Source organism: Pseudomonas lactis (assembly GCF_001439845.1).
Taxonomy (GTDB): Bacteria; Pseudomonadota; Gammaproteobacteria; order Pseudomonadales; family Pseudomonadaceae; genus Aquipseudomonas; species Aquipseudomonas lactis.
Genome location: NZ_JYLO01000002.1, coordinates 353086 through 375474, shown reverse-complemented (window position 1 = coordinate 375474; position 22389 = coordinate 353086). Strand labels below are relative to the sequence as shown.

Sequence of the window (22389 nt, the reverse complement as noted above, 5' to 3'; positions counted from 1 at the left end):
TGATCGTCGGGTGGTAACCGATTCGAGTGTGGGAGCTGGCTTGCCTGCGATTGCGGTGTGTCAGTCACGCAGATATTGGCTGTGAGTCAGTCATCGCAGGCAAGCCAGCTCCCACATTTGGATTTGTGTGCAACCGGTATTGCTGAGGAAATTTCTGACAAGGATTTGGGGTTGCCCCTAGGAAACTCGCTCTCTAGTCTCCGTACACCGCTGCAAACGCAGCGGACGGGCGTCGCGGCCCGGATTACCTAGGAGCAAAAGCACCCTCTCCCTTTCAGTAAAAGGAGCTTCACAGTGATCAAACACGCCCCAAATCCCCCCATCCGGCTGTTTACCGTAGCCGACGGCATCAGCAGCGAAGACCTGCTGGTCAACCTCAGCGAAACGCTCGCTTCGGCCAATGCCTTGAGCTGTGACCTGGCCTTTGACCTGGAAGGTTCGAAACGAGAGGAATTGCTCGGCGTTGCGCAGTTGATCGAACTGGCGCAGTTACTGGCTGATCGCTTGCACCTTGGCGCAGCAATGGCGGGCAAAGCAAGCAGCGGATAATACGGGACAAGGGTGGTAGCTGGCTTGCCTGCGATTGTGGTGTGTCAGGCACCGGGATATTGGCTGTGAGTCAACCATCGCAGGCAAGCCAGCTCCCACACATGATTCGTTTTTTAAACTGGCCGTATATTCGCAGCCTGTCGGCCTTTTGGACCTTGTGTGATTTCAAACTCTACTTTTTGGTTCTCATCCAGGCTCTTGTACCCGTTCGTCTGAATAGCCGAGTGATGGGCAAACACGTCTGCACTCCCATCATCCGGTGTAATAAAACCATACCCCTTATCCGCGTTAAACCATTTCACAGTACCCATTGCCATTGCCGCTCTCCTTACATTTACTCAGAACCCAACCCACCCCGGTGATGCACCCTGACGGGCAACGCATAGATGCCCTTGGGCCGATGGACCATTTGAAACCTCAGTTGCTTACCCACCGACAGCGCCGTGCAACGCCAATCCTTGCGATTGATGAAGACCTCTTCAGTCCCTTCATCCAATTCGATCAGCCAATCGCCCCTGATCCAGTCATAGGATTTGACAGTCCCTGTAGCCACCTTCAATCCCGCTCTCCCTGCCTCTCGTTAACTACATACGTGCAGTGTTTGGTTCAGTCATAGAACAACGGGAAACATCCTTTGGCTACTGTCAGATTTGACAGGTAGACGCGAGCTGCCGATAGGTGCTAGCGGTGGCGCAACAGACGATTCATGCATCCGATGTATTTTTGCGCTTGCGGGGTTTTCGCGGCTTGGCAGGGGTGGGTGGCAGATCACTGCATTGCGTGCCTGCCGATTGGACGGCAACCGGGTTGCCATCGCGATCCCGGGCAATAAAGCCGATGCCTTTGACCGCATCAAACCACCTGACCGTACCCCTATCCATCACCGCCTCCCGAGTCGTGCAGGGCTGCACGTCTCATCGCTGTATCAAACAGTGAAGGCGGCGTATTGGCTACTGTCAAAGTTGACAGGTTGTAGGAGCGAGCTTGCTCGCGTAGGTGGGTAACGATAACGCAGGGAGTCAGGATGAACGCGGCGACGGGGAGTTTTTCGCGAGCAAGCTCGCTCCTACAGTGGGCAGCAGCGGTCAGGAATCGCGGCGCAGGTCTGGCGGGATCGGCAGGTCTTTGAGCGGATCAGGCCGCTTGCCCTTGCCGGCGCGGTATTGGCGGATCTGGTACACGTAGGCCAACACCTGCGCCACCGCCAGGTACAGGCCGGCCGGGATTTCCTGGTCGAGGTCGGTGGAGTAGAAAATCGAACGCGCCAATGCTGGCGACTCCAATAACAGAATGTCGTTGGCCACCGCGATTTCGCGGATTTTCAACGCGGTAAAGTCGCTGCCCTTGGCCAGCAGCATCGGCGCGCCGCCTTTCTCGGGGTCGTACTTGAGGGCCACGGCGTAGTGGGTCGGGTTGGTGATGACCACGTCGGCGTCGGGCACCGAGGCCATCATCTTGCGCTGAGACATTTCCCGCTGCAGTTGGCGGATGCGTTGCTTGACCTCGGGGCGGCCTTCCTGGTCCTTGTGTTCGTCGCGCACTTCCTGCTTGGTCATCAGCAGTTTCTTGTGGCTTTCCCACAGCTGAATCGGCGCATCCACGGCGGCGATCAGGATCAGCCCGAGGGCCATCCACAGCGCGCTCCAGCCCACCACCTGCACGCTGTGGATGATCGCCGACTCCAGCGGCTCATGGGCGATACGCAACAAGTCGTCGATGTCGGACGACAACACCGCCAAGGCCACGAACAGAATCAGGAAAAACTTGGCCAGGGCCTTGAGCAATTCCACCAGGGCCTTGACCGAAAACATGCGCTTGAGCCCCGCCCCCGGGTTCATGCGGCTGAACTTGGGTGCCATGCTGCCCGCAGCAAACAGCCAGCCGCCGAGGGCCACCGGGCCGATCAGCGCGGCCAGCAATAAGGTGATCAGAATCGGCTGCACCGCCAGCAACGCGATCTTGCCCGAGTGCAGCAGGTACTGGGCCATGGCGTCGGGGTTGAGCAACACTTCGCGCGGCAAGCTGAAGTTGTGCTTCATCATCTCCAGCAGGTCCAGCGCCAGGCCACCGCCGTAGATCAGCAAGGCGCCTGCGCCAGCGATCATGGTGGCGAAGGTGTTGAGCTCTTTGGAGCGCGCGATCTCGCCCTTTTCCCTGGAGTCCTTTTTACGTTTCTCCGTGGGGTCTTCTGTTTTGTCCTGACCACTCTCGCTCTCGGCCATGGCTCAGCGCGCCCGTGCCAGATCACGTAAGAACTGCAAGGCTTCGCTCGCCAGCGGTTGATACTGATTGAGAATGTCAGCCAGGCCGACCCAGAAAATCCCCATGCCCAACACCAGGGTCAACGGGAAGCCAATCGAGAAGATGTTCAGTTGCGGCGCCGCACGGGTCATCACGCCAAACGCGATATTGACCACCAGCAGCGCCGTGATCGCCGGCAGCACCAGCAACAGCGCTGCGCCCAACACCCAACCGAGGCGCCCCACCAGCTCCCAGAAATGGTTGACCACCAACCCCGAGCCCACCGGCAAGGTGGTGAAGCTTTCGGTCAAGACTTCGAACGCCACCAGGTGACCGTTCATGGCCAGAAACAGCAAGGTCACCAGCATGGTCAGAAACTGCCCGATCACCGCCGCCGACACCCCGTTGGTAGGGTCGACCATGGACGCGAAGCCCATGCCCATCTGGATCGAGATGATTTGCCCGGCGATCACAAACGCCTGGAAGAACAACGTGAGGGAAAACCCCAGCATGGCGCCGATCAGGATCTGCTCGGCAATCAGCAGCAAGGCGCTCAGGTCGAGGGCGTTCACCGGCGGCATCGGCGGCAGGCCAGGCACGATCACCACGGTGATCGCCACGGCAAAATACAAACGCACGCGACGCGGTACCAGGGTGGTGCCGAACACCGGCATGGCCATCAGCATGGCCGTGACGCGAAACAGCGGCAGGATGAACGAGGCCACCCAGGTACTGATCTGGGTGTCGGTCAAGGCCAGCAAGGATTGCATCGGCTCAGCCGATCAACTGCGGAATACTGCCGTACAACTGCAGGATGTATTCCATGAAGGTTTGCACCAGCCATGGGCCGGCGACAATCAGGGTCACCAGCATTACCAGCAGGCGCGGCAGGAAGCTTAAGGTTTGTTCGTTGATCTGGGTGGCCGCCTGGAACATCGCCACCAGCAGGCCGACCAACAGGCTCGGCACCACCAGCACGGCAACCATCAGGGTGGTCAGCCACAGCGCTTCACGGAACAGGTCGACGGCGACTTCTGGCGTCATAGCGCTATACCCCTCCGAAACTGCCGGCCAGGGTGCCAATGATCAGCGCCCAGCCGTCCACCAGCACAAACAGCATGATCTTGAACGGCAGCGAGATGATCAACGGCGACAGCATCATCATACCCATGGCCATCAACACGCTCGCCACCACCAGGTCGATGATCAGGAACGGGATAAAGATCATGAAGCCGATCTGGAATGCGGTTTTCAATTCAGAGGTGACGAACGCCGGCACCAGGATGGTCAGCGGCGCCTGGTCCGGGGTGGCGATGTCGGTGCGCTTGGACAGGCGCATGAACAGCTCAAGGTCGCTGGAGCGAGTTTGCGACAGCATGAAGTCCTTGATCGGGCCCTGGGCCTTGTCGATGGCATCCTGGGCCGTGAGCTTTTCTGCCAGATAAGGTTGCAGGGCTTGCTGGTTCACCTTGTCGAACACTGGCGCCATGATGAACAACGTCAAAAACAGCGCCATGCCGGTGAGGATCTGGTTCGACGGCGTCTGCTGCAGGCCCAGGGCCTGGCGCAGGATCGAGAAGACGATGATGATCCGCGTAAAGCTGGTCATCAGCATGACGAACGCCGGGATAAAACTCAGCGCCGTCATGATCAGCAGGATCTGCAGGCTGACCGAATATTCCTGCGCGCCCGCCGCATTGGTGCCCAGGGTGATCGCCGGGATCGACAACGGGTCGGCGCCCAGGGCCATCGGCGCGGCCAGCAACAGCATGAGCGTCAACAAAACGCGCATTACTTCTTATCCTTCTGATCCTTGCCCAGCAACTCCATCAGGCGCTGGGCGAATTCTGGCGTGGCGGCTTCGGTCTTGACCGCGTCCACCGGGGTCTTGAGTACATGCAGCGGGGTGATGCGGCCGGGGGTGATGCCGAGCAGGATCTGCTCTTCGCCCACCTGCACCAGCACCAGCCGATCACGCGGTCCGAGGGCGCGCGAGCCCACCAGCTCTATCACCTGGCCGTTGCCCGGGCCGATGCGCTGCACGCGGCGCATCAACCAGGCCAGCAGGAAGATCAGGCCGATCACCAGCAACAGGCCCAGCACCAGTTGCGTCAACTGCCCGCCGACGCTGCCGACCGCTGGCGCCGCAACCACCTGCGCCACCGGCTCAGCCGCCAAGGCGCTCAATGGCAGCGCCAGCAACAGTCCCGCCATCGAGTACTTCATCTCAGCGCAACTTCTTGATGCGTTCGCTCGGGCTGATCACGTCGGTCAGGCGGATGCCGAACTTCTCGTTGACCACCACCACCTCGCCATGGGCAATCAGGGTGCCGTTGACCAGCACGTCCAATGGCTCGCCGGCCAGGCGGTCCAGTTCGATCACCGAGCCCTGGTTGAGCTGCAACAGGTTGCGGATGTTGATTTCGGTGCTGCCCACTTCCATGGAAATCGACACCGGGATGTCGAGGATCACATCCAGGTTCGGGCCGTCGAGGCTCACCGGGTCGTTGTTCTTCGGCACGCTGCCGAATTCTTCCATGGCCAGGCGGTTGCCAGCCGGCGCGGTGGCGGCGTCGGCGGCCAGCAGCGCGTCGATGTCGTCCTGGCCAACATCGCCGGTTTCTTCCAGGGCCGCAGCCCACTCGTCAGCCAGGGCCTGGTCTTCGGCGGAAGTGTTTTCGTGTTCGGTAGCCATTACATGTCCTCGGCGCAGCAAACAATCATGAATTAGGGTTGAATCAGCGGCGGTTGATCGGCTCAACCACTTGCAGCGCCAGGTTGCCCTTGTGGGAACCGAGCTTGACCTTGAATGACGGCACGCCGTTGGCGCGCATGATCAGCTCTTGCGGCAAGTCGACGGGGATGATGTCCCCAGGCGCCATGTGCAAAATATCCCGCAGGCGCAACTGGCGGCGGGCCACGGTGGCGCTCAGCGGCACGTCGACGTCCAGCAGGTCTTCGCGCAGGGCCTTGACCCAGCGTTCGTCCTGGTCGTCGAGGTCGGACTGGAAACCGGCGTCGAGCATTTCGCGCACCGGCTCGATCATCGAATACGGCATGGTCACGTGCAGGTCGCCGCCACCGCCATCGAGTTCGATGTGGAAGGTCGACACCACAATGGCTTCGCTGGGGCCGACGATGTTGGCCATGGCCGGGTTCACTTCCGAGTTGATGTACTCGAAATTGACTTCCATGATCGCCTGCCAGGCTTCCTTCAAGTCGATGAAGGCCTGCTCCAGCACCATGCGCACCACGCGCAGTTCGGTGGGGGTGAATTCACGCCCTTCGATCTTGGCGTGACGGCCGTCGCCACCGAAGAAGTTGTCCACCAACTTGAACACCAGTTTGGCGTCGAGGATAAACAGCGCAGTGCCGCGCAATGGCTTGATCTTGACCAGGTTGAGGCTCGTGGGCACGTACAGCGAGTGCACGTATTCACCGAACTTCATCACCTGCACACCGCCCACGGCCACGTCCGCCGAGCGGCGCAGCATGTTGAACATGCTGATGCGGGTGTAGCGGGCAAAGCGTTCGTTGATCATCTCCAGGGTCGGCATGCGCCCCCGCACGATGCGATCCTGGCTGGTCAGGTCGTAACTTTTGACGCTGCCGGGTTCGGCAGCCATTTCGGTCTGTACCAGACCATCGTCCACGCCATGCAACAGCGCGTCGATTTCATCCTGGGACAGCAGGTCTTGCACGGCCATGTCGTGATCCTACTGCAATACGAAGTTAGTGAAGAGCGCCTGTTCGACCACGACTTTGCCGAGTTCTTTCTGGGCCACTTCCTGCACGCTGGCAGTGACCTTCTGGCGCAGCATTTCCTGGCCGACGGGCGTGGCCAGGCTGTCGAAGCTCTGCCCGGAGAACAGCATCACCAGGTTGTTGCGGATCACCGGCATATGCACCTTGAGGGCATCGAGGTCCGCCTGGTTGCGCGCCAGCAAGGTGATGCTCACCTGCAGATAGCGTTGGCGACCATTCTGGTTGTAGTTGGCGACAAAGGCCGGAAGCATCTGCTCGAAGATTGCCGGTTGCTTGACGTTGGTGGCAGCTTCGGCGGCGGGCGCCGGTTTGCTCGCACTGCTGTGCATGATGTACCAGGTGCCGCCCACCGAGGCGCCGATGGCCAGGAGCAGGCCCAGCACAATCAACAGGATCAGCTTGAGCTTGCCTTTGCCTGCGGGGGGAGTTGCTGCGTCGTCGCTCTTCGCCATGCCAATAATCCGTCACTATTCGGGGATTCGTAGATCTATGGCAAGGCAAGAGCAAGTGTTATGCCAGAGTTGGCTGGCAGGCGCAGGAAGATGATCGTTCCCACGCTCTGCGTGGGAATGCATCCTGTGACGCTACGCGTCACCGTGCGCAACGGTCGAAAACATCGCCGACTTCGGGACGCGGAGCGTCCGGGGTGGCATTCCCACGCAGAGCGTGGGAACGATCAGCCAGCTCCCACACTGACCGGGTTTGAACAGGAAGTCAGGCGTAGTAGTCGACCGCGCTGGAGCCAATCACGCTCTGACTCACTGGCGCCGCCACTTCGGCCACGTCCACAGGGCCACCGGCGTCGCCGCTGTCAGCACGCCTGCCGCTGCCACTGACGCCCCGCGCCTGGCCCTGCTGTTGCTGCTGGTCCTGCCCCCGCGATTGGTCGGAGACATTCACATCCACCTGCCCCATGCCCTGCTGGGCAAACATCTCCCGCAAACGCCCCGACTGGCTCTCCAGCGCTTCACGCACCACCGCATGGCCGCTCATGAAGTTGACCTGGGCTTGCTGATCCGCCGTCATGTTGACCTTGATATCCAGGCGCCCCAGCTCAGCGGGCTGCAACTGGATCTCGGCCGACTTGAGGTTGGCGCTGGACAGGTACATCACGCGGTTGACCACCTCTTCGGTCCAGCCGCTCTGGTGCATGGCCAGGGGCGCATTGGTGACGGGCGGCAAGGCATTCGCGGTTTTCGGTGTGGCCGCCTGGGTCAGCGCGGCCAGGCGGTTGGCGAAGTCGTCCACACGGGTGTCGCTGCTGGCGTTCTTGAGGTCCTTGAGGCCGTCATCGATCAGCGCGCCGAAGGCCTTGTCACCGCCTTGGTCGGTGCTGTCCTTGGTGGCTTGCTGGTCAACCATGTTGGCTAGGCCAGCGGCAAAGTTCTGCGCAGCGGTCGGTTGGTCCTGGGTGGTGGGCGCGGCTTTCTGCGGCGCCTGGCTGCTGGCCGAGACGTGACCGCCCTGCTCCATCGCCAGGCGCACGGCCGGCATCGAATCCAGCGGGTCAGCCTCGGGGTCGAAGGCCGGCTGCTTGGGCTCCTCGGTCACCGCGATGAGCGGCAGGGCCTGGTCATCTTCGGCAGCGACGGCAGGCGCTTGTACGGGCACAGGGACCGCCACCGGCGTTACGGTGGCAACCAGCGCCGGGTCGGCCACCGGTTGCTGCGCCAGGGACGGGTCGGCCGGTGGCTCGCCTTCACTGTCAGCGTGGTCGTCGCTCTTGGCCGGCTTGGCAGGCAAGGGATTGCCGCTATCGGCAACCGCTGGCGCGCTGGCGGCAGGTTTATCGCTGGCTTCAGCCGCTTTGTCGCGCACGGGTTTGGCTGGCGCGTCGTCGCTCTTGGCCTGCGGTTTGGCAGCTTGCTTGGCAAACACTTGAGCGAAGCCAGCGCCCTTGTCCCGCGGGGCCGCAGGCGCTACCGCAGGCGTGGCGGCCGGCGCTTGAGGCTTGGCCGCGGTGGCAGCCTGAAGGAGCGAATGGGGGGCGACTGGCATAAGTAAGGGTCTCCACTGCATGGGGGTCGGGGATGCAGTCTATGGAGGTAGAGCAAGAGTCGGGCCAGGTTTACAAAATGCCTGGACATATCCGATTCAATGTAGGAGCGAGTTTGCTCGCGAAAAACTCACAGGCGCCGCATTCATCCAGGAAGTACGCGTTATCGTTGACGTTTTTCGCGAGCAAGCTCGCTCCTACATTCATACAGTGGCTTGACCAGCGCGAACTCATGATCAATCTGATCAACCAGTGCACTTAGATCCGAGGCCGCCTCGACGGCCTCGGCCTCCAGCAACTCACACAATTGGGCCAAACGCACCGCCCCTAGATTGCCGCTGCTGCCTTTGAAACTGTGGGCAATCCGCCCCAACGTTTTGGCGTCGCCTCCAGCCTTGCGCAGTGCTGCGACGCGCTCTTGCGAGTCCTCGATAAAGGTGTCGAGCAACGTCGGGTACTCGCTCTCCATTACTTCCTGCAAGTCCGACAACACGTCGGGGTCCAAATGAATCTCAGCCACTTGCTCGCTCCTTGATCAAGAATCGGCGGATTATGCCAGAGCCTCCCAACAAAACTCCACGCAGACACTGCGCCCGCCATCGGACCAGCCTACAGCGCTGCTCAGTTGACGCACCAGGCTAAGACCCCGACCAGACAGACGGTCGATGTCCACGGGGCGGGCCAGCTCCTGTTCCACATCAAAACCCTGCCCGCTGTCTTCGACGCGCAAGGTCAATTTGCCGCCCTTGTCGGTGGGTACCACCTGCACATGCACGCGCACGTAACCGCTGTCCAACTGCGCCAGCCGCTCATGGCGCTGGCGATAATACTGCGCAAACCCCTGGGCATCGCGCTTGAGCCGTGAGTCCAGGCCCAGCACGCCATGCTCCAGCGCGTTGGAATACAACTCGGCCATCACGCTGTAAAGCGCCCCACTCTGCTCACGCAGGCCGTGGATCTCCAGCAGCAGTTGCAGCAGGTACGGCAGCGGGTTGTAGGTTCTGAGGGTCTGGGCGCGAAATTCGAAACTCACCGACCAATCCAGCGGGCACGACTGGCCGCTGTCAGCATACATCGGCTCGGCCGCCCGCAAGGGCTGGCCTGCCTGCAACGTGATCTCGACCATGCTGACGTCATCGCGCGCCTGGCCGCGAAAGGCCGCCAGGGCCTGCTCGATGTCCTCGAACAGGCGGTCAGGCTCGCGGTTGGCGGCGAACACCTGCTGCAAGCGCTCGGCGCCGAACAGTTGATCGTTGGCGTCAGCGGTGTCCAGCACACCATCGGAGAGCAAAAACACCCGGTCGCCCAACGCCATGGGCCAGACCTCGGTACTGTCATCGAACGCCTCTGCCGACAACACCCCCAAGGGCAGGTGCCGCGACATCAACGGCGTGCGCCTGCCGGTGGCGACTTCATGCACATAGCCTTCGGGCATGCCGCCGTTCCACACTTCCACCGCCCGCCGCTGGGCGCTCAGGCACAGCAAGGTGGCGCAGCAGAACATGTCCACCGGCAGGATGCGCTTGAGCTTGGCGTTCATTTCCCGCAGGGTCTGCGTGAGGCCGTAGCCCTTGGCGGTCATGCCGTAGAACACTTCGGCCAGGGGCATGGCGCCGATGGCGGCCGGCAAGCCATGGCCGGTGAAATCCCCGAGCAGCACGTGCATGTCACCCGATGGCGTGTAGGCCGCCAGCAACAAGTCACCGTTGAACAGCGCATAAGGCGATTGCAGGTAGCGAATATTCGGCGCGGCGTTGATACAACCGGAATGGGCGACCTTGTCGAACACCGCCTTGGCCGCCCGCTGTTCATGCATCAGGTGTTCGTGATGCTTGGCGATCAGGTCACGCTGTTGCAAAACCGTGGCCTGCAGGCGGCGCAGGCGGTCCATGGCGTTGATCTTCGCCGCCAGGATCAAGGGGTTATAGGGCTTGGGCAAAAAGTCATCGCCACCGGCGTCCAGGCACTGGGCCAGGGCTTCGCTTTCGCGCAGCGAGGTGAGGAAGATGATCGGCACCAGCGCCTCCCCCGCCAATTGCTTGATCTGCCGCGCGGCTTCAAAGCCGTCCATCACCGGCATCAGCGCGTCCATCAACACCAGTTGCGGGCGCTCACGGGCAAACACCTCAATCGCTTCGGCGCCATTGCTGACAGTCAGCACCTGATGGCCCTGGCGGCGGATGATGCTCGCCAGCAACAGGCGGTCGGCGGCGCTGTCTTCGGCGATCAGGATGGTCAGCGCTTCAAGGACCGGGGCCAAGGCGCTCAACTGATGTCGAACAGCTTGTCGAAGTTGGAGATGGCGAGGATCTTGCGCACGTCGGAGTTGCTGTTCGTCACGCGGACCTCGGCGTCATCGCCGCCGGCATGATCACGTAGCAACAGCAGCATGCCGAGGGCTGAACTGTCCATGTAGGTGGCATCTTTGAGGTCGACGATATAGGTGTCGGGGACCTTGTAGAAACGCTCGTAGGCCTCCCGAAACGCCTGGTGGCTGCCGAAATCGAACCGGCCCTTGATTGCGATCGTCAACTTCTTCCCGTCCAGGGATACTTCTGACTCGACTGACATGTGACTGCTTCCTTGTCGTTGCACTAGACACAAGGTGTAGCAGCTGAAGAGCATCTGAGCAACACAGCGAATCAACTGTGGGAGCTGGCTTGCCTGCGATGGCGGCGTGTCAGCCACGGAATCTTTAACTGAACCACCGCTTTCGCAGGCAAGCCAGCCCCACACTGGGTTTGTAGTGCCGATTAGAACTGTTCTGGGCGGGGAAGGCGTTGGGACAATTCATCGAGCAGCTTTTGCTCGCGCTTGTCTTCGATGGCGCGCGCCTCGTCGATGTAGCGCTGCACCAGTTTGCGCAGCCCCTCGACCCGGGCAAACGCCTGTTGCCAGGCCTCGCGGGCTTTGTCGAGGTTGGCCTCGTGCCAGGCCAGGCTCTGGCGTTGCTGACCAACGGCGGTTTCAAGCTGGTTGAGAAAGCCCTGGTATCCCATCAGCCACTGGCCGGACACACCCTGGCTGCCGCGCTCGATCCACTGTTGCTGGTACTCGCCACGAAAGCGCTCCAGGTCGCCCAGCTTGCTTTGGGCCAAACGCACCTGGCCCTGGAAGTAGCCAAGGCGCTGTACGGCGGCTTTCTCGGCCTTTTCGGCCATGTCCACCACTGGGGCCAGGCGCGCGGCGCGGCTGTTGGCCATGGCTTAGCCGCCCGGCGCCGGGGCGAAGATGGACTGCAAGTGCGACTGGCTCTCGCCCATGGTGATCTTGTCGTTGAGACCCTGGCGCAGGTAGGTCACCAGTTGCGGCTGCAAGGCGATGGCCAGGTCGGTGTCGCGGTCGCCACCGGCCACATAGGCGCCGACGCTGATCAGGTCACGGCTTTGCTGGTAGCGCGACCACAGCTGCTTGAACTGCTGGGCACGAGCCATATGCTCCGGCGTGACCACCGCCGGCATCACCCGGCTGATGGACGCTTCGATATCGATGGCTGGGTAATGCCCCTCTTCCGCCAGGCGCCGCGACAGCACGATGTGGCCGTCGAGCACGCCCCGGGCCGAGTCGGCAATCGGGTCCTGTTGGTCGTCGCCTTCAGACAACACGGTATAGAACGCGGTGATCGAGCCACCGCCGGCTTCGGCATTACCGGCACGCTCCACCAGCTTGGGCAACTTGGCAAATACCGACGGCGGGTAACCTTTGGTCGCGGGCGGTTCACCGATGGCCAGGGCGATCTCGCGCTGGGCCTGGGCGAAACGCGTGAGCGAGTCCATCAGCAACAGGACGTTCTTGCCCTTGTCGCGAAAATATTCGGCGATGCGCGTGCAGTACATCGCCGCGCGCAATCGCATCAGCGGTGCATCGTCTGCCGGAGAAGCGACGACAACGGAACGCTTGAGCCCTTCCTCACCGAGGCTGTGCTCGATGAACTCCTTCACTTCGCGGCCCCGCTCGCCGATCAGTCCCACCACGATGATGTCGGCCTCGGTAAAGCGCGTCATCATGCCCAGCAACACCGACTTACCCACGCCGGTACCGGCGAACAGGCCCAGGCGCTGGCCGCGACCGACCGTCAATAAACCGTTGATGCTGCGAATGCCCACGTCCAGCGGCACGCTGATGGGGTTGCGTTTGAGCGGGTTGATGGTGGGGCCGTCCATCGGCACCCAGTCTTCGGCCTTCATGCCGCCCTTGCCGTCCAGCGCACGACCGGCACCATCGAGTACGCGGCCCAGCATGCTCATGCCCATGGGCAGGCGGCCAGTGTCGGCCAGCGGCACCACGCGGGCGCCAGGGGCAATGCCGGCGAGGCTGCCGACCGGCATCAGGAAGATCTTGCTGCCCGAAAAGCCCATCACCTCGGCTTCGACCTGCACCGGGTGGTAGCTGTCGTCGTTGATCACCAGGCAGCGGCTGCCCATGGCGGCGCGCAGGCCCTCGGCTTCGAGGGTCAGGCCGACCATGCGCAACAGGCGCCCTTCGAGGATCGGCTGGCCGGGCAACTCGGTGGCCTCGGCGTAGCTGCCCAGGCGCTTGGCGAAGCTGGTGCGATCAAGGCGCATCGGTGGCGTCCAGGTCAACGCTCAGATCCGGCTCGGCGGGGTGCAGGGCTTGTTCATGCAGTTGATCGAACAACTTGGCCATGATCTGGCTGATGCGGGTTTCCACCGTCGCATCGATGCGGCTGTGTTCGGTCTCGACGCGGCAACCGCCGGGCTGCAACGAAGCGTCTTCGACGATGCGCCAGGTTTCTTCATGGCGCTCGCGCAGGGCTTTGACCTGTTCGAAATCCTGGGGGTTGATGTACAGCCGCACATTGCCGACGCCCAGGGGCAGCAGCTTGAGGGCTTCACGCATCACCGCTTCGATCTGGCTGGAGTCGAGCACCAGTTCGCGCTGGATCACTTGGCGCGCGATGTGCTGCACCAGGCCGACCATGGATTTTTCCAGCTGTGAGTCCTGTTCGGCGATAGGGTCGAACAGGTTACCCATCAGGCGCTCCAGGCTACCCAGCTTGGTGGCCAGCGCCGCCTCGGCTTCCTGGCGAACCTTGAGGGTGGTGCTGCGAAAGCCGTCTTTTTCCCCCGCCGCAAAGCCTTCGTTATAGGCCTCCTGGCGGATGGTTTCCAACTCTTCGAGGGTCAGTGGCTGGACTTCATCCAGCGGCACTTCTTCCATTTCCGCCGGTGGTTCCTCCACCGGTTCAGGCTCGGGCTCCGGCACATGGGGGTCGAAGCTGGGCAGCGACCAGATGTCAAAGCCGCCGACATCCCGCGCGCGAATCAGATCGCTAGGCGCCTCATCTTTATTCGACATGCAAGGCGCCTTAGATCATTTCTTCGCCGCCCTTCCCGCCGAGAACGATTTCTCCGGCTTCGGCCATACGGCGGGCAATGGTGAGGATTTCCTTCTGGGCGGTTTCCACGTCGCTGACGCGCACCGGGCCCTTGGCTTCCAGGTCGTCGCGCAACAGCTCCGAGGCGCGCTTGGACATGTTCTTGAAGATCTTTTCTTTGACGTTTTCGTCCGAGCCCTTGAGCGCCAGCACCAGCACGTCCGAGGACACTTCGCGCAGCAGCGCCTGGATGCCACGGTCGTCGACATCGGCCAGGTTGTTGAACACGAACATCAGGTCTTCGATCTGGCCGGACAGGGTGTCGTCGATCTCGCGGATCGAGTCCATCAACTGGCCTTCCACCGAGCTGTCGAGGAAGTTCATGATGTCGGCCGCGCGCTTGATGCCACCCAGGGTGGTACGCGAGGCGTTGGAATTGCCGGAGAACTGCTTCTCCAGAATGGTGTTGAGTTCTTTGAGCGCCGCCGGCTGCACGGTGTTGAGCGACGACACGCGCAGGATGATGTCCAGGCGCACTTTATGGTCGAAGTGGCCGAGCACTTCGCCGGCCTGGTCCGGGTCCAGGTAGGCCACCACGATCGCCTGGATCTGTGGGTGCTCGTAGCGGATCACGTCGGCCACTGCGCGCGGCTCCATCCACTTGAGGCTGTCCAGGCCGCTGGTGTTGCCACCCAGCAGGATGCGGTCGATCAGGCCGTTGGCCTTGTCTTCGCCCAGGGCCGAGGTGAGCATCTTGCGAATGTAGCTGTCGGAACCGACGCCCAGGCTGGTCTGGTCGCCGACGATCTCGACGAACTCGCTCATCACCTGCTCGACTTGCTCGCGGTGCACATTGCGCATCTGCGCCATGGCCACGCCCACTCGCTGGACCTCTTTAGGGCCCATGTGGCGCAGCACTTGGGCCGCGTCGGTTTCACCCAGGGACAGCAGCAGCACGGCGGCTTTGTCGACCCGGGACAGCTTGGCCACAGCGGCTCGATCATTCATCTGCGTTAATCCACTCTTTCACGACCTGGGCCACACGGCCCGGGTCTTCTGCCACCAGACTCTTGATTGCGTTCAACTGAGCGTCATAGCCTTCGCTCGGGCTTGGCAACAGGATGCTTTGCGGGCCGCCGAGGCTGACCCGGTCGTTGGCCAGTTCGCCGTCCAGGCCGCCCATGCCACCCAACTCGACGTCGCCACCGGCCAGCGCCAGTTGCTTCTTGCTGCCGCCGGTGATGTTGTTGAGCACCGGGCGCAATACGCCGAACACCAGCACCAGGATGAACAACACCCCGAGCACTTGCTTGACGATGTCCCAGAACCACGGCTGGGTGTAGAACGCCGGGTCAGCGATGACTTCACCGCGCTCGGCGGAGAACGGCATGTTGATCACGCTGACACTGTCGCCACGGCTGGCATCGAAGCCAACGGCGTCTTGCACCAGGCGGGTGAAGCGCGCCAGTTCGTCAGCTGTCCACGGCGCACGGGTCACCGCGCCGTCCGCAGGGTTGACCTTGACCTGGTCATCGACCACCACCGACACCGACAGGCGATTGATCTTGCCCTGCTGCTGCTTGGTGTGGCTGATGGAACGGTCGAGTTCGAAGTTCTTGGTGGACTGGTTACGCTTGTCCGCAGGGTATGGCGCAAGCATCGGCTGGCCGGTGGCCGGGTCCATGATCTGTTGGCCGTTGGCGTCCAACAGCGGCTGGCCAGGCTGGATCGCCCCAGCGGTAGCGGCGGCGCCACCGGTGGTTTGCGGGGCCGAGGCCGGCGCAGGTGGCTGGTTGCTCAGGGCACCCGGCACACCTTGGGGGCCATTGCTGGCAGTGCGTTGTTCGCTGGTGGACTGCTCGCTGCGCAGGGCCGGTTGGTCGGGATTGAACTGCTCGGAAGTGGACTCGACGGCGCTGAAATCCACATCGGCCGACACTTCAGCCTTGTAGCGGTCGTTGCCCAGTACCGGTTGCAGGATGTTATGCACGCGCTGGGTGAGCATGCTTTCCATGCGGCGGCTGTAGTCGAATTGCTTGCCGGCCTGGGTCAGCGCGGAGTTTTCGGCCATGTCGGACAGCAGGTTGCCCTTCTGGTCCACCACGGTGATTTGCGACTTGCTCAATTCGGGAACACTGGTGGCCACCAGGTTGACGATCGCCAGTACCTGACCAGGCTCCAGGGAGCGGCCAGCAAACAACTCGACCAAGACCGAGGCGCTGGGCTTGCGTTCGTCACGCACGAACACCGAGCTTTTCGGAATCGCCAGGTGCACACGGGCAGCCTTGACGTTATTCAGGCTGGAAATGGTGCGCGCCAGTTCGCCTTCCAGACCACGACGATAACGGGTGGCTTCCATGAACTGGCTGGTGCCCAGGCCCTGGTCTTTGTCGAGGATTTCAAAACCGATATTGCTGTCGGACGGCGCCACGCCAGCGGCGGCCAGCTTCATCCGTGCACGGGCCACATCATCGGCCTTGACCAGCAAGGCGCCGGAGTTGGGCTCCACGGTGTAGGCGATGTCGGCGGCGGCGAGGGTTTCCATGATCTGCTTGGAATCCATGCCCGACAGGCTGCCGTACAGGGGGCGGTAATCGGGTTGCTGCGACCACAGCACCACGGCAAAACCAATCGCCACGCTGGCTGCCAGGCCCACCATCAGGCCCACCTGACGCAGCATGGTCATTTCCGAGAGGTTTTCCAGGAACGACAGGCCAAACAACGGCGGCTTGCCGTCGGCCTTGGCGGGGAGGTTGTCGGAGACTGCTTCAGCCATGACTTAAATCTCGTCCTTAAACCGGCATCTGCATGATGTCTTGATACGCCTGAACCAGCTTGTTACGCACTTGGGTCAAGGCTTGGAAGGACACGCTGGCCTTCTGCGAAGCGACCATCACATCGGTGAGGTCCACGCCGCTTTTACCGATCTCGAAGGCCGTCGCCAACTGGCTGGACGCCTGCTGGGTATCGCTGACTTTATTGATTGCCTGACCGAGCATGTCGGCAAAATTGCTTTGGCCCAATTCCGGCGCTGGCGCGACGGATTTCGGTTGAGCCATGGCATCCATTTGCATGGCGCGCATATCCAACATCAACCGATTGAACTCAATACCCTGGCTCATGACCTTCTCTCTCCGACGACCCGCAATTTTTTGACACTACGCAGCGGTTACCAGGGGTGGTAGCAACAAGGGTGCCAGCTCTGGAGCAACTCGTAAGAAAAGGCGACAAAGCTTGTCGAACTTGTTACCGCAAGTTTTTTGCGCCCTTCTTCCCGCACGTTTTTTTGTAGGAGCGAGCTTGCTCGCGAAAAACGTCAACGATAACGCGCGCTTCCAGAATGCCCGCGGCGCCTATGGACTCTTCGCGAGCAAGCTCGCTCCTACACACGGGATTGGCGCGAGGTCAGGTGGCGAAAAGATAGGCTTCCACGTCCATCCCGGCATCGCGCATCTGCGCCAGCTTGTAGCGCAAGGTGCGCGGGCTGATGCCCAGGCGCTCGGCCGCTTCTTTGCGGCGGCCGCGCTCGGCGCGCAGGGTGTCGATGATCATCTGGAATTCACGGCGGCGCAGGTCATCGCCCAGGGCTCCGGCCGATTCTGCCTCGGCGACCACGGGAGCCGGGGCCAGGCTCGGCAGCGGCGCAGCGCCATTGCCCATGGCCAGGCAAAAGTCTTGCGGCTGGATCAAACCGCCCTGCTGCAAAATCAACGCACGCTGGATCGCATTGTCCAGCTCGCGCACGTTGCCCGGCCATGGATAACTGACCAGGCACGCCTGGGCCTCGGGTGATAAACGCGCCTGGGCATGCTTCATTTTTTTGACGTGGTTGTTCAGCAGGCGCTCGGCCAAGGGGATGATATCCGCCGGGCGCTCGCGCAATGGGCGCCAGGCCAGCGGGAACACCGACAGCCGGTAGAACAGGTCTTCACGAAAGCGCCCCGCCGCTACTTCGCCCGCGAGGTCGCGGTTGGTGGTGGCGACCACGCGGATATCCAGCTGGATCGGCTTGCGTGCACCCACGCGCTCTACTTCACGCTCCTGCAATACGCGCAGCAACTTGGCTTGTAGGCCCAGGGGCATTTCCGAGATTTCGTCGAGCAGGATGGTGCCGCCGTCGGCCTGTTCGAACTTGCCGGCCTGGGCCGCGATGGCGCCGGTGAACGAGCCCTTTTCATGGCCAAACAAGGTAGCTTCGAGCATGTTGTCGGGGATCGCCGCGCAGTTGATCGCAATGAACGGTTGCTTGGCACGGCCCGATTGCTGGTGGATATACCGCGCCAGCACTTCTTTACCGGTGCCGGACTCGCCGGAAATCAGCACGGTGGAATCACTGCGCGCTACCCGCGCTGCCAGTTCCAGCAATTGCGCGCTGGCCGGTTCAAAGGCAATCGGGCCATCGCCGTCGGCTGCGGGCATCACGCCGAGGGCATGCCGGGCCACCAGCTCGATCAACGCCCTGGGTTCGAACGGCTTGACCAGGTAATCGGCTGCGCCTTGACGCATGGCATCCACCGCCCGCTCCACCGCGCCATGGGCGGTCATCAGCAGCACCGGCAGTTGCGGCTGGCGCACCCGCAGCAGGCCGAGCAACTGGTGGCCGTCCATGCCGGGCATGTTGACGTCGCTGACCACCAGGCTGAAGGTTTCCTGTTCGACCGCCTCCAAGGCTTCCTCGGCAGAGCCGACCGCACGGTAGTCATGGCCCGCTAGCAGCAGCGTGTCAGCCAATGCTTCACGCAGGGCGCGATCGTCTTCCACCAATAAAACCTTGATAGTTTTCATCCTCTTACTCCGCGCTTGCCGCACTGGTAAACAGCGGCAAGCTCATCAATGCACAGGTGCCACGCCCCACGCGGGAACGCAGCTGCAATTGTCCCTGATGGGCACGGGCCACGGCCTTGACCACCGTTAGGCCCAGGCCAGTGCCGTTGGTCTTGGTGGTAAAAAACGGCTCGCCCAGACGTTGCAGCACCTGCGGGGCGATACCGCTGCCGCTGTCGCTGACGCACAGGCGCAGGGTTTGCCCGCGGGTGTACAGGTGCACTTTCAGGCGCGCCCCGGGGCCACTGGCCTGGGTGGCGTTTTCGATCAGGTTGAGCAGCGCGCCCACCAGGGTGTCGCGGTTGCACAGCAATTCGCCCTGATGGCTGTCGCACTGCCAGCGCAGGTTGGCCTCCTGCACATGGATCGCCGCTGCCGCTTGCAGGGACTGCATCAAGCCGGCAGGTGTAACGCGATCGGTCAGCGGCAGTTCGCCACGGGCAAACACCAGCATGTCGCGCACTTGGTGCTCCAACTCATGCAGGCGCTCCTTGAGGCGCCCGGCAAAGCGTTGGTGGGTGGCCGCCGGTAATTGCTCGTCAGTCAAATGGCTGGCGTAGATCAATGCCGCCGACAACGGCGTACGAATCTGATGCGCCAAGGAAGCGACCATACGCCCCAGGGACGACAGCCGCTCATGGCGCGCCAGTTGATCTTGCAGGTGCCGGGTTTCTGTCAGGTCATTGAGCAGCACAAGCTGGCCCGGCTCGGCGTCCAGGGAACGGGTGGCGATGGACAGCCGACGCCCGTCCTTGAGGGAGACTTCGTGGCCGTCGTCTTCACGGGGGGCAAAACAGCGGGTGATGACTTCACGCCACAGCTCGCCTTCCAGCGGCAGGCCGAGCAGGTCGCAGGCTGCCGGGTTGGCTTCGCGCACACGGCCCTGGTCGTCGATGACAATCACGCCACCGGGCAATAGGTCGAGCAGGTTTTGCAGGCGGTTGGCCAGGCGCTCTTTCTCGGCCAGCTCTTGCATACGCTGGGCGCTGACCACCGCCAATTCGCCTTTAAGCTCGGAAACCCGAGCCTCAAGCAGGCTGTAGGAGTCGGTCAGCTGGCTCGACATCTGGTTGAACTGCGAGAACGCGTGCTCCAGGCCCTGGCGGGTTGGCGGTTCTACAGGCGAAACCAGCCCCTGGATGGCAGGGGCCGAAGATAGTTGGGCGGCGTGGGGCATGATGCTCTCTCGCTTGGCTGACCGTCAGTTAAACGGAACGTTGCGAGGGCTGTAGCAATACCCGTGCCGAAAAAAATCTAGCTATAAATCAAGTAGTTGAAAAACAGGCGTCAATCATCCGCCTGTTCATCACCTTCTTTGCGGCTCATACCGTACTTGCGCATCTTCTCCACCAGGGTGGTACGACGGATGCGCAGGCGCTCGGCGGCGCGGGCCACGATACCATGGGCATCGTCCAGGGCCTGCTGGATCAACCCTTGTTCCAGGTTGCCGAGGTAGTCCTTGAGGTCCAGGCCTTCGGGCGGCAACATCGCGGTGGCGCCGAAGTCCGGGGTATGCCCGTTGATCGCCACGCGCTCTTCCATGTCGCTGCGCAGGCTGTCCATCTGCTCGTCTTCGTCGTCGACGTAGCGGAATTTCTTCGGCAACTCGACCACGCCGATCACCCCGTACGGATGCATGATCGCCATGCGCTCCACCAGGTTGGCCAGTTCGCGGACGTTGCCCGGCCAGCCGTGGCGGCACAGGGACATGATTGCCGCGGAGTTGAAGCGAATGGAGCCACGCTTTTCGTGCTCCATGCGCGAGATCAGTTCGTTCATCAGCAACGGGATGTCTTCCACGCGCTCACGCAGCGGGGCCATCTCGATAGGGAATACGTTGAGGCGGTAGTACAGGTCTTCGCGGAAGCTGCCAACCTCGATCATGCTTTCGAGGTTCTTGTGGGTGGCTGCAATGATGCGCACGTCCACGCTCTGGGTCTTGTTGCTGCCCACGCGCTCGAAGGTGCGCTCCTGCAATACGCGCAGCAGCTTGACCTGCATCGGCAGCGGCATGTCGCCGATTTCGTCGAGGAACAGGGTGCCGCCATTGGCCAGCTCAAAGCGCCCGGCACGGCTGGTGATCGCCCCGGTAAAGGCGCCCTTCTCGTGGCCGAACAATTCGCTTTCCAGCAGCTCTGCCGGGATCGCCCCGCAGTTGACCGGCACGAAGGGCCCGTCGCGGCGCTTGGAGTGATAGTGCAGGTTGCGCGCGACCACTTCCTTGCCGGTGCCTGACTCGCCGAGGATCAGCACGCTGGCGTCGGTGTCGGCCACTTGCTGCATCATCTGGCGCACGTGCTGGATGGCACGGCTGGTGCCGACGAGGCTGCGAAACAGGTTGGGTTCACGGTGACGGCCGCGCTCGCGGGCCTGGTCGTACATCTCACGATAGACCTGGGCGCGGTGCAGGGAATCGAGCAATTTGCTGTAGCTGGGCGGCATTTCCAGGTTGGAAAGCACACGGCGGCGCTGGTCTTCCGGCAGGTCCACGGAAGAAATATCGCCCATCAGCAACACCGGAAGGAACTCATCCCAGGTAGACAGTGTCTTTAACAGGCCCAGAACTGCGCCAGGAGCGTTTACCGTCCCGATCAATACGCAAATGACTTCACGGCTCGACGACAACGAGCTGACCGCCTGCTGCCAATCGTGGCTGCCGCAGGGTAAATTTTCTTCACCGAGAAAATTTAAAATCACCGCTAAATCGCGGCGGCGGACGCTATCGTCATCGATCAGCAGAATTTTGGTTTCACGCCACATGCAATAGCAACTTCCCTAGTAAAACTTCCTGCCCCGGAATGAGGGCAATCTAGACGTCTGTAAGATTTCTTACCTTCTAGACGTCTGAAATCTGAAAACAGCACTAGTTAAGTCAAAAATGTTGGCACAGTCAAATATATGACGCGCCGTTCGGATTAACTGCGCCCGTTCAACCGAACAGATGGTAAACCTTTGACGCATTTTTCGCTTGGTTGATCTGCGACATCTCTTCGAAAATCGCCTGGCGCTCGCCGGTCGTCACCTCCAGCAACTGCCGATACACCACCAGCAGGCTTTCCAGCTTTTCGCGCAGTGCATCCTCATCTACCGGCGCCTCGCTGAGCACCTCATCAATCACCGCTCGACACCCCAGGTCCAACTCGCCGACAGCTTCCCAGTTGCGCTCGGCCAGCGCGCCGATCAGGGCTTCGCGGGTTTCGTCGATGCGTTGCAGTGCGTGGCTCATGATGTGTACCTCAAGGCGATCGGCCTTATTGTGGAGCGATGGCATCCCAGCCGGTCTTGACGGTGATCAGCAGACGGGCGACTTCGTCGATCATCTCGACATCATTGACTCGGTTGGCCTCGACCAGGCGATTGCCCATGTAGTTATACAACGCATCCAGACGCTGGATCGCGGCCGGATCTTCGGCTTTCTCAGGCTCCAGGCCATCGCGCAGGCCCGAAATGATTTCGATCGCCTTGCCCAGCATCAGGCCCTTTTGCGCGATGTCCCCGCGACTCAACGCCCCCTTGGCCTGGGCCATGCGATCCAGGCCACCTTCCATTAGCATCTGCACCAGGCGGTGCGGGCTGGCTTCGGAGACCTGAGCGTGGGCATTGACCTTCTGGTACTGGCGAAGGGCTCTCATCGGGTTCATGTTGCTACCTCGTTACTGGCGACAATCGAATAGGT

At 61.8% G+C, this 22389-nt stretch carries 26 protein-coding genes; 1 reads left to right on the top strand and 25 read right to left on the bottom strand.

All coding sequences use genetic code 11. From position 1 onward, the window contains the following. Positions 1-294 precede the first annotated feature (294 nt). On the top strand, positions 295-549 hold the full coding sequence (locus TX24_RS04615; RefSeq protein WP_057709787.1) for a DUF6124 family protein: 255 nt from the start codon (positions 295-297) through the stop codon (positions 547-549). Positions 550-662: 113 nt separating this feature from the next. Here the strand turns inward: TX24_RS04615 and TX24_RS04610 are convergent, their stop codons facing one another. The 25 genes from TX24_RS04610 to fliS all read right to left on the bottom strand — a co-directional run bounded on the left by TX24_RS04610 (position 663) and on the right by fliS (position 22354). Next, complete coding sequence (locus TX24_RS04610; protein WP_057709786.1) at positions 663-866, bottom strand: cold-shock protein; 204 nt, start codon at positions 864-866, stop codon at positions 663-665. Positions 867-883: 17 nt separating this feature from the next. Further along, a complete protein-coding gene (locus tag TX24_RS04605) occupies positions 884-1102 on the bottom strand; it encodes a cold-shock protein (RefSeq protein ID WP_244175815.1) in 219 nt (72 codons plus the stop codon). A gap of 532 nt (positions 1103-1634) precedes the next feature. Next, positions 1635-2771, bottom strand: coding sequence for a flagellar biosynthesis protein FlhB (gene flhB / locus TX24_RS04600; RefSeq protein WP_003192934.1), 1137 nt, complete (start codon positions 2769-2771; stop codon positions 1635-1637). A 3-nt stretch (positions 2772-2774) separates the two neighbouring features. Beyond that, on the bottom strand, positions 2775-3560 hold the full coding sequence (fliR, locus tag TX24_RS04595; protein WP_003192935.1) for a flagellar biosynthetic protein FliR: 786 nt from the start codon (positions 3558-3560) through the stop codon (positions 2775-2777). 4 nt (positions 3561-3564) lie between these two features. Then, positions 3565-3834, bottom strand: coding sequence for a flagellar biosynthesis protein FliQ (gene fliQ, locus TX24_RS04590; protein ID WP_003192936.1), 270 nt, complete (start codon positions 3832-3834; stop codon positions 3565-3567). 4 nt (positions 3835-3838) lie between these two features. Continuing rightward, complete coding sequence (gene fliP / locus TX24_RS04585; protein WP_003192937.1) at positions 3839-4582, bottom strand: flagellar type III secretion system pore protein FliP; 744 nt, start codon at positions 4580-4582, stop codon at positions 3839-3841. After that, positions 4582-5016: a flagellar biosynthetic protein FliO gene (fliO, locus tag TX24_RS04580; protein ID WP_057709785.1), complete on the bottom strand. Its 435-nt coding sequence runs from the start codon at positions 5014-5016 to the stop codon at positions 4582-4584. The genes fliP and fliO overlap by 1 nt, the downstream gene beginning before the upstream one ends. Before the next feature lies 1 nt (position 5017). Then, positions 5018-5485: a flagellar motor switch protein FliN gene (gene fliN, locus TX24_RS04575; protein WP_003192941.1), complete on the bottom strand. Its 468-nt coding sequence runs from the start codon at positions 5483-5485 to the stop codon at positions 5018-5020. 43 nt (positions 5486-5528) lie between these two features. Beyond that, a complete protein-coding gene (gene fliM / locus TX24_RS04570) occupies positions 5529-6497 on the bottom strand; it encodes a flagellar motor switch protein FliM (RefSeq protein WP_003192943.1) in 969 nt (322 codons plus the stop codon). Positions 6498-6506: 9 nt separating this feature from the next. After that, entirely contained in the window at positions 6507-7007 is a 501-nt protein-coding gene (gene fliL / locus TX24_RS04565) for a flagellar basal body-associated protein FliL (RefSeq protein ID WP_003192946.1), read from the bottom strand. Between the two features lie 262 nt (positions 7008-7269). After that, complete coding sequence (locus tag TX24_RS04560; RefSeq protein ID WP_057709784.1) at positions 7270-8553, bottom strand: flagellar hook-length control protein FliK; 1284 nt, start codon at positions 8551-8553, stop codon at positions 7270-7272. Positions 8554-8714: 161 nt separating this feature from the next. Continuing rightward, a complete protein-coding gene (locus TX24_RS04555) occupies positions 8715-9071 on the bottom strand; it encodes an Hpt domain-containing protein (RefSeq protein ID WP_057709783.1) in 357 nt (118 codons plus the stop codon). 30 nt (positions 9072-9101) lie between these two features. Next, the gene (locus TX24_RS04550; protein WP_057709782.1) at positions 9102-10820 is read right to left on the bottom strand and encodes a fused response regulator/phosphatase; all 1719 of its coding nucleotides are present in this window, start codon (positions 10818-10820) and stop codon (positions 9102-9104) included. Next, positions 10817-11122, bottom strand: a complete 306-nt coding sequence (locus TX24_RS04545; RefSeq protein WP_057709781.1) for an STAS domain-containing protein — start codon at positions 11120-11122, stop codon at positions 10817-10819. Before TX24_RS04545 ends, TX24_RS04550 begins: the two co-directional genes overlap by 4 nt. Positions 11123-11304: 182 nt before the next feature. Next, positions 11305-11754, bottom strand: coding sequence for a flagellar export protein FliJ (fliJ, locus tag TX24_RS04540; RefSeq protein WP_003192954.1), 450 nt, complete (start codon positions 11752-11754; stop codon positions 11305-11307). 3 nt (positions 11755-11757) lie between these two features. Beyond that, a complete protein-coding gene (gene fliI, locus TX24_RS04535) occupies positions 11758-13116 on the bottom strand; it encodes a flagellar protein export ATPase FliI (protein WP_003192955.1) in 1359 nt (452 codons plus the stop codon). Next, entirely contained in the window at positions 13106-13870 is a 765-nt protein-coding gene (gene fliH / locus TX24_RS04530) for a flagellar assembly protein FliH (RefSeq protein ID WP_003192956.1), read from the bottom strand. Before fliH ends, fliI begins: the two co-directional genes overlap by 11 nt. 10 nt (positions 13871-13880) lie before the next feature. Next, entirely contained in the window at positions 13881-14897 is a 1017-nt protein-coding gene (fliG, locus tag TX24_RS04525; protein WP_003192957.1) for a flagellar motor switch protein FliG, read from the bottom strand. Then, the gene (gene fliF, locus TX24_RS04520; RefSeq protein WP_003192958.1) at positions 14890-16665 is read right to left on the bottom strand and encodes a flagellar basal-body MS-ring/collar protein FliF; all 1776 of its coding nucleotides are present in this window, start codon (positions 16663-16665) and stop codon (positions 14890-14892) included. Before fliF ends, fliG begins: the two co-directional genes overlap by 8 nt. A gap of 16 nt (positions 16666-16681) precedes the next feature. Continuing rightward, a complete protein-coding gene (fliE, locus tag TX24_RS04515) occupies positions 16682-17011 on the bottom strand; it encodes a flagellar hook-basal body complex protein FliE (RefSeq protein WP_003192959.1) in 330 nt (109 codons plus the stop codon). Between the two features lie 283 nt (positions 17012-17294). Continuing rightward, positions 17295-18674, bottom strand: coding sequence for a sigma-54-dependent transcriptional regulator (locus TX24_RS04510; protein WP_003192962.1), 1380 nt, complete (start codon positions 18672-18674; stop codon positions 17295-17297). Between the two features lie 4 nt (positions 18675-18678). Beyond that, complete coding sequence (locus TX24_RS04505; protein WP_057709780.1) at positions 18679-19890, bottom strand: sensor histidine kinase; 1212 nt, start codon at positions 19888-19890, stop codon at positions 18679-18681. Between the two features lie 110 nt (positions 19891-20000). Continuing rightward, positions 20001-21473: a sigma-54 dependent transcriptional regulator gene (locus TX24_RS04500; protein ID WP_003192966.1), complete on the bottom strand. Its 1473-nt coding sequence runs from the start codon at positions 21471-21473 to the stop codon at positions 20001-20003. Positions 21474-21642: 169 nt separating this feature from the next. Next, complete coding sequence (gene fliT / locus TX24_RS04495; RefSeq protein ID WP_003192968.1) at positions 21643-21939, bottom strand: flagellar protein FliT; 297 nt, start codon at positions 21937-21939, stop codon at positions 21643-21645. Positions 21940-21964: 25 nt separating this feature from the next. Continuing rightward, entirely contained in the window at positions 21965-22354 is a 390-nt protein-coding gene (gene fliS / locus TX24_RS04490) for a flagellar export chaperone FliS (protein ID WP_014719355.1), read from the bottom strand. Positions 22355-22389 lie beyond the last annotated feature (35 nt).

What these genes read in the sequence shown, in the direction of transcription:
- TX24_RS04510 (WP_003192962.1), bottom strand. Translation starts at nt 18,674, where the DNA reads ATGAAAACTATCAAGGTTTTATTGGTGGAAGACGATCGCGCCCTGCGT.
- fliS (WP_014719355.1), bottom strand. Translation starts at nt 22,354, where the DNA reads ATGAACCCGATGAGAGCCCTTCGCCAGTACCAGAAGGTCAATGCCCAC.
- TX24_RS04560 (WP_057709784.1), bottom strand. Translation starts at nt 8,553, where the DNA reads ATGCCAGTCGCCCCCCATTCGCTCCTTCAGGCTGCCACCGCGGCCAAG.
- TX24_RS04505 (WP_057709780.1), bottom strand. Translation starts at nt 19,890, where the DNA reads ATGCCCCACGCCGCCCAACTATCTTCGGCCCCTGCCATCCAGGGGCTG.
- TX24_RS04500 (WP_003192966.1), bottom strand. Translation starts at nt 21,473, where the DNA reads ATGTGGCGTGAAACCAAAATTCTGCTGATCGATGACGATAGCGTCCGC.
- fliO (WP_057709785.1), bottom strand. Translation starts at nt 5,016, where the DNA reads ATGAAGTACTCGATGGCGGGACTGTTGCTGGCGCTGCCATTGAGCGCC.
- fliM (WP_003192943.1), bottom strand. Translation starts at nt 6,497, where the DNA reads ATGGCCGTGCAAGACCTGCTGTCCCAGGATGAAATCGACGCGCTGTTG.
- fliF (WP_003192958.1), bottom strand. Translation starts at nt 16,665, where the DNA reads ATGGCTGAAGCAGTCTCCGACAACCTCCCCGCCAAGGCCGACGGCAAG.
- fliI (WP_003192955.1), bottom strand. Translation starts at nt 13,116, where the DNA reads ATGCGCCTTGATCGCACCAGCTTCGCCAAGCGCCTGGGCAGCTACGCC.
- TX24_RS04545 (WP_057709781.1), bottom strand. Translation starts at nt 11,122, where the DNA reads ATGTCAGTCGAGTCAGAAGTATCCCTGGACGGGAAGAAGTTGACGATC.
- fliN (WP_003192941.1), bottom strand. Translation starts at nt 5,485, where the DNA reads ATGGCTACCGAACACGAAAACACTTCCGCCGAAGACCAGGCCCTGGCT.
- fliT (WP_003192968.1), bottom strand. Translation starts at nt 21,939, where the DNA reads ATGAGCCACGCACTGCAACGCATCGACGAAACCCGCGAAGCCCTGATC.
- fliL (WP_003192946.1), bottom strand. Translation starts at nt 7,007, where the DNA reads ATGGCGAAGAGCGACGACGCAGCAACTCCCCCCGCAGGCAAAGGCAAG.
- TX24_RS04610 (WP_057709786.1), bottom strand. Translation starts at nt 866, where the DNA reads ATGGCAATGGGTACTGTGAAATGGTTTAACGCGGATAAGGGGTATGGT.
- fliR (WP_003192935.1), bottom strand. Translation starts at nt 3,560, where the DNA reads ATGCAATCCTTGCTGGCCTTGACCGACACCCAGATCAGTACCTGGGTG.
- fliE (WP_003192959.1), bottom strand. Translation starts at nt 17,011, where the DNA reads ATGAGCCAGGGTATTGAGTTCAATCGGTTGATGTTGGATATGCGCGCC.
- fliG (WP_003192957.1), bottom strand. Translation starts at nt 14,897, where the DNA reads ATGAATGATCGAGCCGCTGTGGCCAAGCTGTCCCGGGTCGACAAAGCC.
- fliH (WP_003192956.1), bottom strand. Translation starts at nt 13,870, where the DNA reads ATGTCGAATAAAGATGAGGCGCCTAGCGATCTGATTCGCGCGCGGGAT.
- flhB (WP_003192934.1), bottom strand. Translation starts at nt 2,771, where the DNA reads ATGGCCGAGAGCGAGAGTGGTCAGGACAAAACAGAAGACCCCACGGAG.
- fliP (WP_003192937.1), bottom strand. Translation starts at nt 4,582, where the DNA reads ATGCGCGTTTTGTTGACGCTCATGCTGTTGCTGGCCGCGCCGATGGCC.
- fliQ (WP_003192936.1), bottom strand. Translation starts at nt 3,834, where the DNA reads ATGACGCCAGAAGTCGCCGTCGACCTGTTCCGTGAAGCGCTGTGGCTG.
- fliJ (WP_003192954.1), bottom strand. Translation starts at nt 11,754, where the DNA reads ATGGCCAACAGCCGCGCCGCGCGCCTGGCCCCAGTGGTGGACATGGCC.